Source organism: Psychroserpens sp. XS_ASV72 (genome assembly GCF_041224425.1).
Classification (GTDB): domain Bacteria; phylum Bacteroidota; class Bacteroidia; order Flavobacteriales; family Flavobacteriaceae; genus Psychroserpens.
On the sequence record NZ_JBGFGL010000080.1, the window covers coordinates 147,960 to 163,223 of the forward strand.

Annotated in this window: 15 protein-coding genes; 2 read left to right on the forward strand and 13 right to left on the reverse strand. The window is 35.9% G+C overall.

Features of this window, described 5'->3' with window-relative positions:
- Nucleotide 1 precedes the first annotated feature (1 nt).
- Genes AB9K26_RS11605 through AB9K26_RS11650 form a run of 10 tightly spaced genes read right to left on the reverse strand, consistent with a single transcriptional unit; the run spans nucleotide 2 to nucleotide 9,714 of the window.
- Nucleotides 2-457, reverse strand: a complete 456-nt coding sequence (locus AB9K26_RS11605; protein WP_369972724.1) for a DUF2061 domain-containing protein — start codon at nucleotides 455-457, stop codon at nucleotides 2-4.
- Nucleotides 458-464: 7 nt separating this feature from the next.
- Complete coding sequence (gene cysQ / locus AB9K26_RS11610; protein ID WP_369972725.1) at nucleotides 465-1,265, reverse strand: 3'(2'),5'-bisphosphate nucleotidase CysQ; 801 nt, start codon at nucleotides 1,263-1,265, stop codon at nucleotides 465-467.
- On the reverse strand, nucleotides 1,262-2,113 hold the full coding sequence (gene rfbD / locus AB9K26_RS11615; protein ID WP_369972726.1) for a dTDP-4-dehydrorhamnose reductase: 852 nt from the start codon (nucleotides 2,111-2,113) through the stop codon (nucleotides 1,262-1,264). The genes cysQ and rfbD overlap by 4 nt, the downstream gene beginning before the upstream one ends.
- A complete protein-coding gene (rfbC, locus tag AB9K26_RS11620) occupies nucleotides 2,110-2,655 on the reverse strand; it encodes a dTDP-4-dehydrorhamnose 3,5-epimerase (RefSeq protein ID WP_369972727.1) in 546 nt (181 codons plus the stop codon). Before rfbC ends, rfbD begins: the two co-directional genes overlap by 4 nt.
- Complete coding sequence (gene rfbA / locus AB9K26_RS11625; RefSeq protein ID WP_369972728.1) at nucleotides 2,652-3,521, reverse strand: glucose-1-phosphate thymidylyltransferase RfbA; 870 nt, start codon at nucleotides 3,519-3,521, stop codon at nucleotides 2,652-2,654. Before rfbA ends, rfbC begins: the two co-directional genes overlap by 4 nt.
- Nucleotides 3,521-4,576, reverse strand: coding sequence for a dTDP-glucose 4,6-dehydratase (rfbB, locus tag AB9K26_RS11630; RefSeq protein ID WP_369972729.1), 1,056 nt, complete (start codon nucleotides 4,574-4,576; stop codon nucleotides 3,521-3,523). Before rfbB ends, rfbA begins: the two co-directional genes overlap by 1 nt.
- Nucleotides 4,566-5,621 (reverse strand): hypothetical protein, encoded by a 1,056-nt coding sequence (locus AB9K26_RS11635; protein ID WP_369972730.1) that lies wholly within the window; start codon nucleotides 5,619-5,621, stop codon nucleotides 4,566-4,568. The genes rfbB and AB9K26_RS11635 overlap by 11 nt, the downstream gene beginning before the upstream one ends.
- A gap of 10 nt (nucleotides 5,622-5,631) precedes the next feature.
- A complete protein-coding gene (locus AB9K26_RS11640) occupies nucleotides 5,632-7,317 on the reverse strand; it encodes a hypothetical protein (RefSeq protein WP_369972731.1) in 1,686 nt (561 codons plus the stop codon).
- 28 nt (nucleotides 7,318-7,345) lie between these two features.
- On the reverse strand, nucleotides 7,346-8,848 hold the full coding sequence (locus AB9K26_RS11645; RefSeq protein WP_369972732.1) for a GH3 auxin-responsive promoter family protein: 1,503 nt from the start codon (nucleotides 8,846-8,848) through the stop codon (nucleotides 7,346-7,348).
- Nucleotides 8,849-8,850: 2 nt separating this feature from the next.
- Nucleotides 8,851-9,714 (reverse strand): M23 family metallopeptidase, encoded by an 864-nt coding sequence (locus AB9K26_RS11650; RefSeq protein WP_369972733.1) that lies wholly within the window; start codon nucleotides 9,712-9,714, stop codon nucleotides 8,851-8,853.
- A gap of 114 nt (nucleotides 9,715-9,828) precedes the next feature.
- On the opposite strand from AB9K26_RS11650, the gene AB9K26_RS11655 reads away from it, so the two are divergent.
- The gene (locus AB9K26_RS11655; protein WP_369972734.1) at nucleotides 9,829-10,020 is read left to right on the forward strand and encodes a twin-arginine translocase TatA/TatE family subunit; all 192 of its coding nucleotides are present in this window, start codon (nucleotides 9,829-9,831) and stop codon (nucleotides 10,018-10,020) included.
- 56 nt (nucleotides 10,021-10,076) lie between these two features.
- Here the strand turns inward: AB9K26_RS11655 and AB9K26_RS11660 are convergent, their stop codons facing one another.
- From AB9K26_RS11660 to pgk, 3 genes are all read right to left on the reverse strand, one after another.
- Nucleotides 10,077-11,054, reverse strand: coding sequence for a DUF4837 family protein (locus tag AB9K26_RS11660; protein ID WP_369972735.1), 978 nt, complete (start codon nucleotides 11,052-11,054; stop codon nucleotides 10,077-10,079).
- 13 nt (nucleotides 11,055-11,067) lie between these two features.
- Nucleotides 11,068-12,654: a LysM peptidoglycan-binding domain-containing protein gene (locus tag AB9K26_RS11665; RefSeq protein WP_369972736.1), complete on the reverse strand. Its 1,587-nt coding sequence runs from the start codon at nucleotides 12,652-12,654 to the stop codon at nucleotides 11,068-11,070.
- A 125-nt stretch (nucleotides 12,655-12,779) separates the two neighbouring features.
- Nucleotides 12,780-13,967, reverse strand: coding sequence for a phosphoglycerate kinase (pgk, locus tag AB9K26_RS11670; RefSeq protein WP_369972737.1), 1,188 nt, complete (start codon nucleotides 13,965-13,967; stop codon nucleotides 12,780-12,782).
- A gap of 115 nt (nucleotides 13,968-14,082) precedes the next feature.
- On the opposite strand from pgk, the gene holB reads away from it, so the two are divergent.
- Nucleotides 14,083-15,234 (forward strand): DNA polymerase III subunit delta', encoded by a 1,152-nt coding sequence (holB, locus tag AB9K26_RS11675; protein ID WP_369972738.1) that lies wholly within the window; start codon nucleotides 14,083-14,085, stop codon nucleotides 15,232-15,234.
- Nucleotides 15,235-15,264 lie beyond the last annotated feature (30 nt).

Genomic DNA, 15,264 nt, shown 5'->3' on the forward strand with positions numbered 1-15,264 from the left:
GTTATTGTTTTTTTCCAAAAAAGAACTGTCTGATTTTTCCTAAAGGAAGTCTTAACCAAAGTCTTTCGTGTAAATAATACAATACGAATTTCGTAAATAATTCTGTAAGTGCAATATACAATGCTATTTCATTAAAGGAATTCAGAACCGATCCTGAAATTATGAATGTCATGGCAGTAGCTATGATTCTCCAAGATATTGTTTTTTGTAAGGTTTGTATTTGAGAAACAGCTCTGTTGAATAGCACTTTTTGCCATGCTCTTTCATGTAAATAATACACAAAATACTTTATCAAGAATTCAATGGCACCAATCTTAATGGCGTTATCTAAACTACAATTATCATTGAGACAAGTCACCAACAATACTACGAGAATCGTGTCGGCTGTAGCAACGATTCTCCATGATATACCTTTAATTAGGCTTCGTATATGTGATTCTCTCTTGTATGTTGCCATTTCAATATTATTGCTTAGACACTACAAACCAAGGATTTAAAAGGTTTTCTTTGTTGTATAGCAACGGTTCGTTTGTCTCTTTTGAAATCACTTCCAATCCAACAGCATTGCAAATTGCATGACCTGCCGCAGTATCCCATTCCATTGTTGGTGCAAATCTAGGATAAACATCCGCATTTCCTTCCGCAACTAAACAAAATTTTAAAGAGCTTCCTTTTGAAACTACTTCAACTTCTTTTCCCGATTGTTTAATGGTGTCAATAAAATCTAACGTTTCGGTACTCATATGAGAGCGGCTTCCTACTACCTGAACTATTGAACCATCAGCCGATTTAGGGTTTAAAGGCTTTATTTTATTAGTAAGTTCCTCCAAGGGCGTTTGGTGTGATGATAATTGAGCCTTGAACCCTTGTTTTTTGGAAACATCTCCAAAATAAATTGTCTTGGTCGCTGGCACATAAATCACTCCTAAAATCGGTTTGCCATTAGAAATTAGTGCTATGTTGACTGTAAATTCACCATTTCGTTTAATAAACTCTTTTGTTCCATCAACCGGATCTACTACCCAACAAGTACTCCATTGATTTCGTGTATCAAAATCAATTTGTTTGTTCTCTTCACTAATAATTGGAATCCCTGTATCTTTTAAATATGAATTGATAACATCGTTGGCTCTTTTATCTGCTTCTGTTAATGGTGACTTGTCGTCTTTTATTTCAACATTAAACGCTGTGTCATAAACTTGCATTATAACGTCTCCCGCTTCTAAAGAGGCTTTTATTGCTGTTTTAAGGTTGTTTTCAATCATAAATTCGTAATTGCTATTTTTAAACTGTCTCTCCAATATGGAATAGATATGTTAAACGTCTTCTTTATTTTTGATTTGTCAAGTACGCTAAAATGTGGTCTTTTAGCCGGTGTTGGATAATCTTCTGTATGAATTGGATTGACGTTGATTTTGGTATTGTTGATTTCAAAAATTGCTTTTGCAAAATCGTACCAACTAGCCACACCTTCATTGCTAAAATTATAAATACCGTAGGCCTCAGAATCTTGTTTGATAATCGTTAGCAAGGAATAGGCCAAATCTCTTGCGTAGGTTGGTGTGCCTATTTGATCGGAAACGACATTGATTTCATCTCTTTGGCCAGCCAAACGCAACATTGTTTTTAAAAAGTTTTGGTTGTATTCAGAATAAAGCCATGATGTTCTGATAATAAAATACCTTTTATATGTTTTATTCAAGAGCAATTCACCTTCACGCTTGGTACTTCCATAAATCCCTAATGGATTAGTATCGTCGATTTCTGTATAAGCGACACTCTTTTTTCCATTGAAAACAAAGTCGGTTGAAACATGAATAAACCTAGTGCTATTTATCTCTGCGCCTTTGACAAGATAATTCAGAGCGTTCACATTGATATCTGTTGCCTTCTCGATATCTTCTTCTGCTTTATCAACAGCAGTATAGGCAGCACAATTTAGACACCAATCAAAATCGTGGGATTTAAATAACCCAACGACCTCTTTTTCATTTGTAATGTCTAATTGGGACCTGTCTACAAAAGTAAATTTGAAATTTGGAAATTCATCTTTGATGGATTGAATGCACCTTCCCAGTTGACCATTTGCACCAGTTACCAAAATTTTTTTCATAGCCTAGCGTCTTGAAGCTTTGGTAAAATTAAGTCTTTATCTGAAACCACAAGCTCGTCGTTGCTTAATTTCCAATCGATATTTAAAGTTGGGTCATTGTAGATGACGCCTCCTTCAGATTCTTTATTGTAATAATTGTCACATTTATATGTAAACACCGCAATATCGCTCAAAACAACAAATCCATGAGCAAAACCTCTGGGCACAAATAATTGCTTCTTATTGTCTTCTGATAATTCTACAGCAACATGTTTACCAAATGTTGGTGATCCCTCTCTTAAATCAACAGCAACATCCAGCACCTTTCCCTTAACCACTCTAACCAATTTTGCTTGAGCAAATTCACCTATTTGATAGTGAAGACCCCTTAAGACACCTTTTTGGGAGCAAGACTCATTATCTTGAACAAATATTGTTTCTGTTCCTGTTAGCTGATTGAAAGTTCTATCCTTAAAACTCTCAAAAAAATACCCTCTGTTATCCTCAAATATAGTTGGCTCTAGAATGAAACACCCTTTTAATTCTGTTTCCTCAATCTTCATTGTTTGCTTTTAAGTAATCCTAATAGATTTTTGCCATATCCACTTTTCATCAATGGTTTTGCTAATTTCTTGAAGTCACTTTCAGTAATGTAGTTCATTTCAAATGCGGCTGCTTCAATCGATCCTATTTTTAATCCTTGACGCTCTTCTATGACCTCAACAAATTGAGAGGCTTGCATTAAGGATTGAAAAGTCCCGGTGTCAAGCCAAGCAGTGCCTCTATCTAAAATACTGACATTTAGCTTGTTTTGCTTAAGATATTCTTTGTTGACATCTGTAATTTCAAGTTCGCCTCGATCACTTGGTTGAATGTTTTTTGCTATTTCAACAACAGAGTTGTCATAAAAATAAATACCTGGAACAGCAAAATTGGATTTGGGTTTTTTAGGTTTTTCCTCAATAGAAATGGCCTGACCGTGTTCATTAAACTCAACTACACCATATCGTTCTGGATCATGAACCCTATAGGCATAAATGATTCCTCCGTCTGGATCATTATTGGCCTGAAGGAGTTTTGAAAGTCCAGAACCGTAAAATATGTTATCTCCTAAAATAAGAGCTACTTTGTCATTTCCTATAAAATCAGCTCCAATGATAAAAGCTTCTGCCAATCCGTTAGGTGCTTCCTGAACTGCATATTCAAATTTACACCCATACTTTTTTCCGTCACCCAACAACTCTTTGAATAAAGGTAAATCTTTAGGTGTGGAAATAATCAAGACCTCTTTGATGCCTGCGTACATCAAAGTAGACAATGGATAATAAATCATTGGCTTGTCGTAAATAGGCATTAACTGCTTGCTAACCGACAAGGTTAATGGGTGTAATCTTGTGCCAGAGCCTCCTGCTAAAATAATTCCTTTCATTATCCGTATTGCTTTTTATAATAAGATTTGTAAGTGCCACTGGTGACATTACTCAGCCAAGATTCATTATTCAAATACCAATCAATGGTTTTTCCAAGCCCTTCTTCAAAAGTAACCGAAGGTTTCCATCCCAGCTCATTTTTTATTTTAGAGGCATCTATTGCATACCTCAAGTCGTGTCCTGGCCTATCTTTTACAAATGTAATCAAAGCTTCTGAAGACCCTTTTTCACGATTTAATTTCTCGTCCATTTGTTGGCAAAGCAACTTTACCAAATCTATGTTTTTCCATTCATTAAATCCACCTATGTTATAGGTTTCTCCTATTACTCCTTTGTGAAAAACTGTATCAATAGCAATCGCATGGTCTTTTACATAGAGCCAATCTCTAGTATAGTTTCCGTCTCCATACACAGGTAAGGGTTTGTTGTGAATTATGTTGTTGATGAAAAGCGGTATAAGCTTTTCAGGGAACTGGTTTTGCCCATAATTATTGGAACAATTCGAAATAACATAAGGCAAGCCATATGTTTCGCCATAGGCTCTAACAAAATGGTCAGAGCTTGCTTTAGAGGCAGAATATGGTGAATTTGGATTATAAGACGTCTTTTCTGTAAAAAGTCCCGTATGCCCTAGCGTGCCATAAACCTCATCAGTACTAATATGGTAAAAACGCTTCTTTTCAAAACTATCTTCCCAACAAGATTTAAACGCATTTAGCAAAATCATTGTTCCAATAACATTGGTTTTCACAAAAGCCAAGGGGTCTGTTATAGATCGGTCAACATGGGATTCTGCCGCTAAATGAATCACAGCATCAAACCTATGGACTTCAAATAGTTCTTGTATAAAAGGTTGATCTGTTATATCTCCCTTAATAAAACGATAATTAGGCTCGTTTTCAATGTCGGTTAGGTTTTCTAGGTTTCCGGCGTAAGTAAGAGCATCTAAATTATGGATTTCATAATCCGGATATTTTCTGACAAATAATCTAACTACATGTGAACCTATGAAACCAGCACCTCCAGTAACAAGAACTTTTTTTTTAATGTTCATAGTTTCTTACAAAGATTAATGTTCTGCTCGCAAGGAATATCAAACAAAACACTATGAATGTTAGTGCTGGAAATACTACAGAATACCTTTGGAAAAAAGAATCTTTAATACTTCCTACTTCCTGGAACCCTGAAACTGTATCAAAGAACACATCTTCCTCAATCTTTTTCTCATCTAATAGCCTCAACTCGTTTCTTAAGGCTAACTCTTTATTAAGAAGCTCAAATTCTTTGGTTCTAGATTTTTCCGGTTCTACCGAAAGACCATCTCTTAGACTTATTGTTGCATTAGTTGATTTCGACTCTTCCTCTAGTACTTTAATGTAGACTTGTTGTAATGAATCTACAGATTTTATAGACGATATAACACTTTGTTTTTGGATATAAATCAAAGAGTCTCTTTTCTTCATTTTTTTCTCTGAATAAGTGTTTTTAAAAGAATCGTTAAGACCTCCTTCGAGATTTTTAAAAATATTCTTTTTTCTAGCTTCTACTGATATCTCGAAAAAATCAGATGAGTATATGTTTCTATTCTCAATAAAATCATCGTAGCTAATATCTTGTGCTCTAATACTATCTAATGATTTTAAATAAGTATCATATTGCTTGATTTTTTCATTCTCGCTTTCTGGCCCAATAGCAATTTCGAACTTGTTAATCATCTTGGCGTCATCTGTTTCGATTGTAAATATTTCTGCCAGACCATCAAAATCCTCGTTTTCAATTAAAGCATTAAAGTAATTGATATTATTTACCAATTGGTATTTAGAATCGAAATAAGGCTTAACAAACATAGACGAATAATATATAGGCGTTCTTACCTTCTCTAAGAAATACCCGATACATGCAGCAATTACAAGTGAAATAGCAATCAGTTTGATGTTATCAATAAGCGTCTTTAATAGAAATACTAAAACAGATAAGATAGATTTGAATATCGACTTAAAAAAGTCGTAAATCTTTGAGAAAAAATTTCCAACTAATCTAAAGAAGACAATTAAGTCAATTTCATCCTCCTTTACTTTCTCAGGTGTATTTTCAGTCATATTATAGTTTTTAAAATATTTGTTGTAATATTTTTCTTGTGATTAAGTATGTTGGTTTAACTCCAGAAGTACCTAAACCTCCAGAGGCCAGGGTGCTTCCTGTTTCTAGAGGATTATCACTGGCATAATAAGCATATCGCACTTTAACATCAGGATTAATACTGCCTCTAACTTTAGATGCTGCCTGTATCGCTTTTTGATAATGAGCACCTTCCATTTCGAGTCCAATAACATTCCACGTTGAGTTGTAGAAAAATTTCAAAATTTCCTTGTTCTGCAATGAAGTTCCCAATACAGTGATCATTGACCCTTCATAAACATTAACGCCTTGTCCTTCCAAATCAGATTTAGACAATTCGTTTTTAAATGGATAATTATCTGCTGTTCCTTCAAAAATATGGGCCGAAGGAATCATAATATCTCCTTTTCCGCCTTCTAAAATTCCTGCTTTTCCCATGATGGAAACCGACTCAACATTTAAATATACTTTTTCGCCATTAACCTTAATCGGTTTGAAAAGTTCATCAATAGTTTCGTAAGCTTGCTCACCAAAAGCATAATCCATAACAAAAATTACAGGTTTCTGGTCGCTATTACGAAGGCTGTTCACTTCAATATCGGTTTTGGAAAAATCGATTTTTTCAGTGTCAAAAATTTGAACATCAATGTTGGTTCCAGACGTGTCCTCAATGTATATCATTCCATTTTGCAACGCTTCTTTTGAAACTTTATTGCGCAAGGCTTGATTTTCTTTTTGACTTAATGCTTCATAAACCTCAAAAATTTCCTTTTTAGCGGTTAAAGACTTCAATGCTATTGGTGCAAATATGGAGTTCATGACACTATGCATATTGGCACTGATGACATGTATAGGACGTGTTAACAAATTGTGCTTATGAAGCACCGTTTTTATATGGTCGGCCCAAATCTCACCATGAATATGATGGCCTAAACGCTCCCGTAAAACCGGACTAAAGGTTACAGTTCTTTTATTGTTTTCAATCACTTCATCAATTGCCAATCTTCCTAACCAATAAATAATGTGCAATAGTCGATCTGGTTTTGCGTTGGAAGTGAATTTTTGATGGGCTTCTGTTAATTCGTTAAACGTTCTACCTAAAATGTTTGCGGTATGTGTGATGGCAATTTCCCTATCTTTTTGGCTAAGTTTGCCTTTTGATAATACCGCGCTTTCCAGTTTCATCCAATCTCGAGAAGTCGCACCATCTTCATCAATCAAAACACGCTTGCTAATTTTATGGGATTCAATGAATAGAAATGTTAAGTGGGTTAAGATATCATAGATTTCTGAGCGACCGCGAGTGACTTCAATATTCATTTGCTCTTCGTCAATACGGTAACAATTTCTTCTCCTTTTGGGTGGAATTATAGGTTTAAAATGCGAATTGCTGTATCCTTCATCACTAGTAAGGTTAATGTACCTGCATTCTTCTATTCCTTCTGGAAGTCGGTCAATAACATAAAGAAGGCCTTCCAATTCGGCTTTTTCTTCAGCAATAGAACCGTATATTTCTGGCCTTAATAGCAATAACGCTTCTCGAAGCGTTTCGCCTGAAACTCCCATTGGTTTATAAAACCCGCGATTAAACAAATGCCTCATGGTAATATACATCCTTTCGATGGCATTTGAGCTTTCTTGAGCCCTTGTTCTCTCGTGCGGTTTTTTCTTATTCATATGAAGTATTTAGCGAGCAAATATAATATTATTTCGTCAATTTAAGGTGGTATAACGAATCTGCTATTTTTCTATCATTGGATAGCCTTGGAAGCTTGTTTTGTCCTCCTAATTTTCCGATAGACTTCATGTAGTCTTGAAATCCGTTTTTCTTTATGACGGTAATCTTTAGTGGCTGGAGCACATTTCCATCGATTAAATCGAAATAATAGCTGTTTTGTTCTTGGAGCGACTTATCAAGAACTTGCGCAAGATCTGCCAAACTATTGGGTTGGGTTTCAAACTCGATTAACCACTCATGATAAGGTAATCCTGAATCTGGATTTATCTGTGGTGCCACCGTAAATTCTGATATTTGGATATCCGACCCTAAAATAGCTTCATTCATGGCCTGTTCAACTTCTTTCCCGATAACATGTTCTCCAAAAGCAGAGATAAAATGTTTTATACGACCAGACACAATAAGTCGGTATGGTTTTGTGCTTGTAAATTCAACAGTATCACCAATATTATAGGCCCAAAGTCCTGCGTTGGTGGAGATAATCATAACATAATTGACCCCAACCTCAACATCTTTTATGGTTAACCTAATTGGGTTGTCTTCAAAGAACTCTTCAGCCTTAATAAACTCATAAAAAATCCCAGAATCTAATTGAAGCAACATTCCTTTAGTATCCTGTCGGTCTTGATATGCAAAAAAACCTTCGCTTGCCGGATACAATTCGATGCTATCAACTTTTCTTCCAATAAGGTTTTCAAATTTACTTCTGTAGGGCTCGTAGTTAACACCTCCAAAAATGAATAAATTAAAATTTTGGAAAACTTCACCCACTTTTTTGCCTGTTCGTTGGTGTATTTTTTCAAAATACATCTGAACCCAAGATGGAATTCCAGAGATAACAGTCATGTTTTCATTGATCGTTTCATCAACAATTGCCTCGACTTTGGTTTCCCAGTCTTCAATACAATTGGTTTCCCAAGACGGCATTCTGTTCTTTTGAAGATATTTTGGTACATAATGGGCCACAATTCCTGAGAGTCTTCCAAGTTGGATACCATTTTTCTTATCTAAAATTGGGCTTCCTTGTAAAAAAATCATTTTACCGCTTACAAAATTGCTATTCCCCGTTTCTGCTATATACATTAAGATCGCATTTCTTGCTGCTTTAACATGGGTTGGCATACTTTCCTTCGTTAATGGAATGTATTTTGCGCCTGATGTTGTACCAGAGGTCTTTGCAAAATACAGTGGTTTTTCCTTCCAAAGTATGTTGGCCTCTCCAGCAACCACTTTATCAATATATTCACGCAAACCTTCATAATCTCGAACAGGGACTTGAGTTACAAAGTCAGAATGGTTTTTTATGTCTTTAAAATTGTGGTCGATACCAAATTGGGTCTGAGATGCCTCTGAAATAAGAGATTCGAACACCTTTTGTTGTGTTTCAATAGGATTTTTAGCCCATTTATAAACTGACGCCCTTACCAATTTTGCAAAAGGAATTGCTAATACCGATTTTAGTGATGGCATATTTAAAACTCTATAAAATTAGTTGGATTTACAGGGTAGCCTCTATTCCAAAGTTCGAAATGTAAGTGCGGACCTGTAGATAATTCGCCTGTATTACCAGCCATTGCAATAACCTCTCCTGCTTTCACCAAATCTCCTTGTTGCTTGGTGAGTGTCGCATTGTGCTTGTAAACCGAAATAAGCTCACCACTGTGTTCAACAATAATGACATAACCCGTTTGAGCTGTCCATTCTGAAAAGATAACAGTTCCATCGGCAGTTGATTTAACAGGCGTGTCTTTTGGAACAACGATATCAACAGCGTAATGCTTCACCTTAAGATCAAAAGGCTCGGAAATAGTTCCGTTAACTGGAGGAAAAAGCACGAAATTGGTGTTTGAGAGATTGGATTCAAACACATTGTATTTGTCTTCCTTGTCTACAACATCCCTTAAGAGTGAATCTTCTTTTGATGGTGATAGATTCAACTCGCTTGGGTCTAAACTTGAGGCATCAACAATAGAATCTCTATTGAACTCCACATCAGAAACATCACCAGTCAGCACACGTTTAATTGAGGCATAATATTGTTCATTTAAATCTAAAACACGTTGAAGGGAATCTGTTTTATAGTGTAGCTCTGTCGCTTTTTTCTTTAATGCCGTTGAAGAATAACCAGGAATAAATTCGCGCAGAGAGGTAAAGGCAATTAAAAATATAGTGCCAGTTATTAGCAAGATTGTGCAAAGAGAACCAATAATAAACACATTTAATCGTGTTAGCTTAATTGCAAACCGCTCCTCAAACGTGTCTTCGTTTAGCACAACTAAACGATACTTGTGAAGTAATTTCCTAGCTATTTTTCGCTTTTTGGTTTTTGTTGCCATCGTTAAACAAAATTAATAAAATTTGAACGCCTTCATTAGGTGAATTCTTAAAGTTTGTGTTTAAACGTTTATTCTTAAGTTTAATTACTAAATTTGCACTTAAAACAATACATTATGATTGCATTGAGCACATTTTTAGCTTTTGGAGCATGGCAAATTGTTCTAATCGTTGTCGTAGTTCTATTACTTTTTGGTGGAAAGAAAATTCCTGAACTTATGAGAGGTCTAGGTAGTGGTATAAAAGAGTTTAAGGATGCCAGCAAGGAAGAAGACAAACCTTCAACTACTGATTCTGACAAAAAATAAGCACGTATAAGTTATCTACTAAAAAAGCCATCAATTAATTATTGATGGCTTTTGTTTTAATTGATGGCCAAAGATTTTATGATGGCCTCCAATTCAAAAATATAATCTCGCTTGTTTACCGAAGGCGCAAACACATAACCTTCAACAATAACGTTTCGGTTATTTACTTTGTCTTCAATAGCATAATTGATAAAAGGACCAGACATAAACGCATTCTTCACATCCCAAAGCCCTCTGGTTTCAAGTGCTGGTTTATTATCGATTATCGTTTTGGAAATAAATGGGGAAAAAGCATCTTCTGTACCCATATATGAACCCTCTAATGGGCCTTCAATATATATTTTCCCAACAGAATCTCTCAGTCTTACCACATCCTTTACAGCGCTATCACCTTTTCTAATAGCTGATAAGGGTGTTTCGTAAATCATAAAATCTACCGTTCCTGTTTCAATATCTCTTCGCAGCCAAAAGAAGCCATCTTCATTTTTGGCAATCCTATAAGCAGTAGGGAAATCTAATGATATGCCCAATTGATCTTCAATGGGTTTGTCGTTGAATAAAGACTTCTTGATACGTCGCTGTTTTTCCTTCAGCTCTTCTTTTTTGAAAGCATCCACAATCTTCGCTGAGTTCTTGTTGATTTGATCAATGATTTCAGAATTGGTGTCTCCAGATATAACCACAACCGTTTGCGGTTTGGCGTAAACATCAGATAAAATTTGGGTGTTAGCCGGTTCTCCTTTTTCAATTTTCAGTATTGTTCTCCCTTTTGTGGCAAAACCAGTAAAAACTGAAGGTGGCATCTGGCGCAACCTAAACTGGGCCTCTTCTATGGAAAGTCCTTCAACAGGAGCCGCTAAGGTATCTCTTATGACTTCTCCAACTTTGTCTTCCCATAATAAGTTATCGACAACAACATTAATGTCATTTAGGGCTCCTCCATTAGATTTTGGAACGATGCGTTTGTTGTTGCTGTTATTACATCCAAAACAAAGCAATATCGTGGCTAATAATACTAAGGTTGCGTTTTTCATTAAAAAGTGTTTTTTAGTTTGATACAATAAGTGTCATCCCAATTTTGAGTTTATTACCACTAATATCGTTCCAATCTTTAATATTCTGGACAGAAACTCCTGGAAGTTTTTGTGATATACTCCAAAGAGAATCACCCTTTTGAACAATATAAGTAGATTTCCCTTCTGTGTTTATTGTTTTTTTAAGTGTTGTCGTTTTGGATGTAGAAGTGTTTGTAACAGGTTTTCTTGGGTAGATGGTTAAACGCTGCCCTATTCTTAAGTTGTTACTCCGTAAACCATTCCAACTTTTAATCTGACTAACTCGCACGCCATATCTCCTTGCAATTTTTCCAAGGTAATCTCCTGAGCGTACACGATACCTTATTTTAGAATCAGAATCAAAAAATTGTGGTAGGGGTTTTTCGCGTTTGTTGAATTCTTTTTCTACAAAAGCATAAATTTGATCCTCATTAGTCACAAATTTGCCCACAACTTCTCTCGGTAGCCTCAAGGTATAATTTTCACCTTCAATGTATGGGATGATATCTAGTTTGTATGACGGATTCAAAAACTGAAGTTCTTCAATAGGCACTTCCAATAATTCAGAAACTTGATCTAAAGTGATCATCTTTTTTACATGAATTGTGTCTGTTTCAATATAATGGTAATTCGGTCTTTGCTTTTTAAAACCATGTTCTTCAGCAAACTCAAAAATGTACATAGTAGCCAAAAAAGATGGTAGATATCCTGCTGTTTCACGTGGAAGATGCGGTCTAATATTCCAGTAATTTTCATAGCCTCCTGAACGACGAATGGCCTTGCTAACATTACCAGGTCCAGAGTTGTAAGCCGCCAAGGCTAAATCCCAATCGCCAAAAATCTTATATAATTTGGCTAAATATTTACTTGCTGCAACGGTTGATTTAATTGGGTCACTGCGCTCATCGACATAACTGCTGACGTTCAATCCATATTCTTTTCCTGTACCAAACATAAACTGCCATAAGCCAGTAGCGCCAACTCTTGATTTAGCTCGTGGTTTTAAAGCCGATTCAACAATGGCTAAATATTTTACTTCCAGTGGAATATCGTAATTGTCAAGTGATTCTTCAAAAAGCGGAAAATAATACTCACTTAATGTCATTAAACTCTCAAGGGATCGCCTTCTGTTTTTTAAATACATTTTGATGACACTTTCTAAAGACGGATTATAGTCGATATTGAATGGTGTTCTGGCGTTGAGAATTTTCAGTCTTGCTTTTAGTGTATCTGTTGATAGTTCTGGGTAATCAACTGGATCATATTTAAGTTCTGAAACAGCTTTATAGATAGAATCAAAAAGAACATTATTATATAATTCGTCTAACCATTTCTGATCTATCTCTGAAGCAAGTTGGTGGTCTTCCAAGTTCTTGATAGCAATTGTATCAAGTTCTGGTTTAATTACTACTTTCGCTGTCTTTTTCCCGTCGATGATAGTGTCTAGACTGGTTGAGCTCTTTACAATATTGCTAGCTTTGGAACCTGATTCAGAAGCCTTGGGAATAGAATCTTGTGCCAAGTTAATTAAGCTATGGCATAGAAAGACTAAAGTAAGGATTATGTGCTTTAGGTTCATTGGTCTGTTGATTTGTCTATCACGAACGATAGAATAGCTAAAATCGTATTTTTTTAGCGAAAATGAAAGTTTGACTCAGCAATTTAACAAAGCCTATATGGCGCTTAAAATGATCAAACGTTTTTTTAGTCTAAGATTGCAGCAATACCAGGTAGTGTTTTTCCTTCAAGGCTTTCCAACATGGCTCCTCCACCAGTGCTAACATAGCTTACTTTGTTTTCAAAGCCAAACTGTTTAACGGCTGCAACAGAATCACCTCCTCCTACTAATGAAAAAGCTCCATTTTTAGTGGCTTCAGCAATAGCATCTCCTAAGGCAATAGTGCCTTTAGAGTAGTTTTCCATTTCGAAAACACCTAAAGGACCGTTCCACAAAATGGTTTTGCATTCCATTACAACACTGTGAAAGTTCTCTATGGTTTTGGGTCCTGCGTCTAAACCCTGCCATCCATCTGGAATTTTATCAACGTCTAAAACTTGAGTTTCTGCTGTGTTAGAAAAAGCATTAGCTGCTAACACATCAACTGGTAAGTGCACAACAACATTTTTAGCTTCGGCTTGTTTAAGGATGTCCAATGCTAAATCTATTTTGTCGTCTTCGCATATGGAATCGCCAATATTGCCTCCTTTAGCTTTTATAAAGGTAAAGGTCATGCCGCCACCAATGATTAAATGATCAACCTTATCTAAAATGTTTTCAATGATGGTGATTTTTGAAGACACTTTTGCACCTCCAAGAACAGCAAGAACAGGCTTTTCTCCAGTTTCCATAACTTTTTTGATGCTTTCAATCTCTTTCGCCAATAAACCACCAAAGCATTTGCGCTCAGGGAAAAATTCAGCAACAATAGTAGTCGAAGCGTGTGCTCTATGAGCCGTTCCGAATGCATCATTAACATAAATATCTCCTAATTTAGACAGTGCTTCAGCAAAAACCTTATCCCCTTTTTGTTCCTCATCGTGAAATCTTAAGTTTTCAAGCATTAAGATTTCTCCAGGCTTGAGTTCTCTTGCAGCTGCTTCTGCATCTGGCCCAACACAATCCTCTACAAACTTTACTTCAACACCTAAAACATCTTCTACCTTGTTTACTATGTGACGCAATGAGAATTCATCTTGTCTTCCTTTTGGGCGTCCTAAATGGGACATCAATATACAACTTCCACCATCTTCAAGAACCTTAATTATTGTTGGCTTAGCAGCAATAATTCTAGTAGTATCTGTAACTTCAAAGTCATCGTTTAAAGGCACGTTGAAGTCTACGCGAATTAAGGCTTTTTGGTTTTCAAAATTAAAGTCGTTTATGGTTTTCATTAGAATGTGTTTTACAAGGTTGAAGCACAAATGTAGTCAATAATACCAACCCATAAAAGCTGTTTTTTACGAAAACGATTGATACTTTAATGGTTTAAAAATATATCTTTGCCACATGTTGTTTTCAGAGGTTTTAGGACAAGAACACATTAAAAGCCATCTCACTAAAAGTGCGGATCATGGACGTGTAGCACATGCCCAATTATTTGTAGGTCCTGAAGGCTCCGGCACTTTACCTATGGCTATTGCTTATGCCCAGTATTTACTGTGTAAAAACTCTGGAGGTGAAAATTCAAATGGTAATGAAGCCTGTAATTTAAAGTTTGAAAACCTTTCACATCCCGATTTGCATTTTGCTTTTCCGGTAGCCACCAATGATAAAGTTAAAAAACACCCTGTTTCCAATCATTTTATGGAGGAATGGCGACAACTCATTGATCGTCAACCCTACGGTAATTTATTCGATTGGTATAGACTACTTGGAATTGATAACAAGCAAGGTCAAATTGGTGTAGACGAAGCTCAGGATATCGTGAAGAAATTATCGCTAAAGTCTTACGAAGGTGGTTATAAGGTCATGTTGATTTGGATGGCTGAAAAGATGAACACCCAATCTGCCAATAAGCTATTAAAGCTTATTGAGGAACCTCCAAAAGACACTGTTTTTATTTTAATAACCGAGGACGAAGAACAGATTATCAATACTATAAAATCACGATGTCAAGTTTTACACTTTCCGCCTTTAGCCGAAGATGATATCAAAAAAGCGTTGATGAAAAACTACCAAATTCCAGAGGTAGATGCCATCAAAATAGCGCATCAATCCAACGGAAACTATAACAAAGCTTGTGATTTGGTTTACAGTGACAGCGAGGATACCCAATTTGAGGAGTGGTTTGTGTTTTGGATTCGTTCAGCATTTAAGGCCAAGGGCAATAAAAGCGCAATTCACGATTTGATTTCTTGGAGTGAAACCATTGCTAAAACTGGCCGTGAAACCCAAAAACAGTTCCTGAATTTTTGTCTTGATTTTTTCAGACAAGCTTTACTGTTGAATTATAAAGCTGAAGGTTTGGTGTTCATGGAACCAAAAACATCTTTTAAACTTGAAAACTTTGCGCCTTTTGTCCATGGCAATAACATTTTGGATATTTCAAATGAACTTCAAGAAGCCATTTATCACATAGAGCGCAATGGAAACTCCAAGATTATTCTAACCGATTTATCTATTAAGCTAACAAGGTTATTGCATAAAAAAGCCGATTGAAACAATCGGCTTTTTCAATATATATTAAAC

What these genes read in the sequence shown, in the direction of transcription:
- rfbC (WP_369972727.1), bottom strand. Translation starts at nt 2,655, where the DNA reads ATGAAGATTGAGGAAACAGAATTAAAAGGGTGTTTCATTCTAGAGCCA.
- AB9K26_RS11660 (WP_369972735.1), bottom strand. Translation starts at nt 11,054, where the DNA reads ATGAAAAACGCAACCTTAGTATTATTAGCCACGATATTGCTTTGTTTT.
- AB9K26_RS11650 (WP_369972733.1), bottom strand. Translation starts at nt 9,714, where the DNA reads ATGGCAACAAAAACCAAAAAGCGAAAAATAGCTAGGAAATTACTTCAC.
- rfbD (WP_369972726.1), bottom strand. Translation starts at nt 2,113, where the DNA reads ATGAAAAAAATTTTGGTAACTGGTGCAAATGGTCAACTGGGAAGGTGC.
- cysQ (WP_369972725.1), bottom strand. Translation starts at nt 1,265, where the DNA reads ATGATTGAAAACAACCTTAAAACAGCAATAAAAGCCTCTTTAGAAGCG.
- pgk (WP_369972737.1), bottom strand. Translation starts at nt 13,967, where the DNA reads ATGAAAACCATAAACGACTTTAATTTTGAAAACCAAAAAGCCTTAATT.
- AB9K26_RS11665 (WP_369972736.1), bottom strand. Translation starts at nt 12,654, where the DNA reads ATGAACCTAAAGCACATAATCCTTACTTTAGTCTTTCTATGCCATAGC.
- rfbB (WP_369972729.1), bottom strand. Translation starts at nt 4,576, where the DNA reads ATGAACATTAAAAAAAAAGTTCTTGTTACTGGAGGTGCTGGTTTCATA.
- holB (WP_369972738.1), top strand. Translation starts at nt 14,083, where the DNA reads ATGTTGTTTTCAGAGGTTTTAGGACAAGAACACATTAAAAGCCATCTC.
- AB9K26_RS11635 (WP_369972730.1), bottom strand. Translation starts at nt 5,621, where the DNA reads ATGACTGAAAATACACCTGAGAAAGTAAAGGAGGATGAAATTGACTTA.
- AB9K26_RS11655 (WP_369972734.1), top strand. Translation starts at nt 9,829, where the DNA reads ATGATTGCATTGAGCACATTTTTAGCTTTTGGAGCATGGCAAATTGTT.
- rfbA (WP_369972728.1), bottom strand. Translation starts at nt 3,521, where the DNA reads ATGAAAGGAATTATTTTAGCAGGAGGCTCTGGCACAAGATTACACCCA.
- AB9K26_RS11605 (WP_369972724.1), bottom strand. Translation starts at nt 457, where the DNA reads ATGGCAACATACAAGAGAGAATCACATATACGAAGCCTAATTAAAGGT.
- AB9K26_RS11645 (WP_369972732.1), bottom strand. Translation starts at nt 8,848, where the DNA reads ATGCCATCACTAAAATCGGTATTAGCAATTCCTTTTGCAAAATTGGTA.
- AB9K26_RS11640 (WP_369972731.1), bottom strand. Translation starts at nt 7,317, where the DNA reads ATGAATAAGAAAAAACCGCACGAGAGAACAAGGGCTCAAGAAAGCTCA.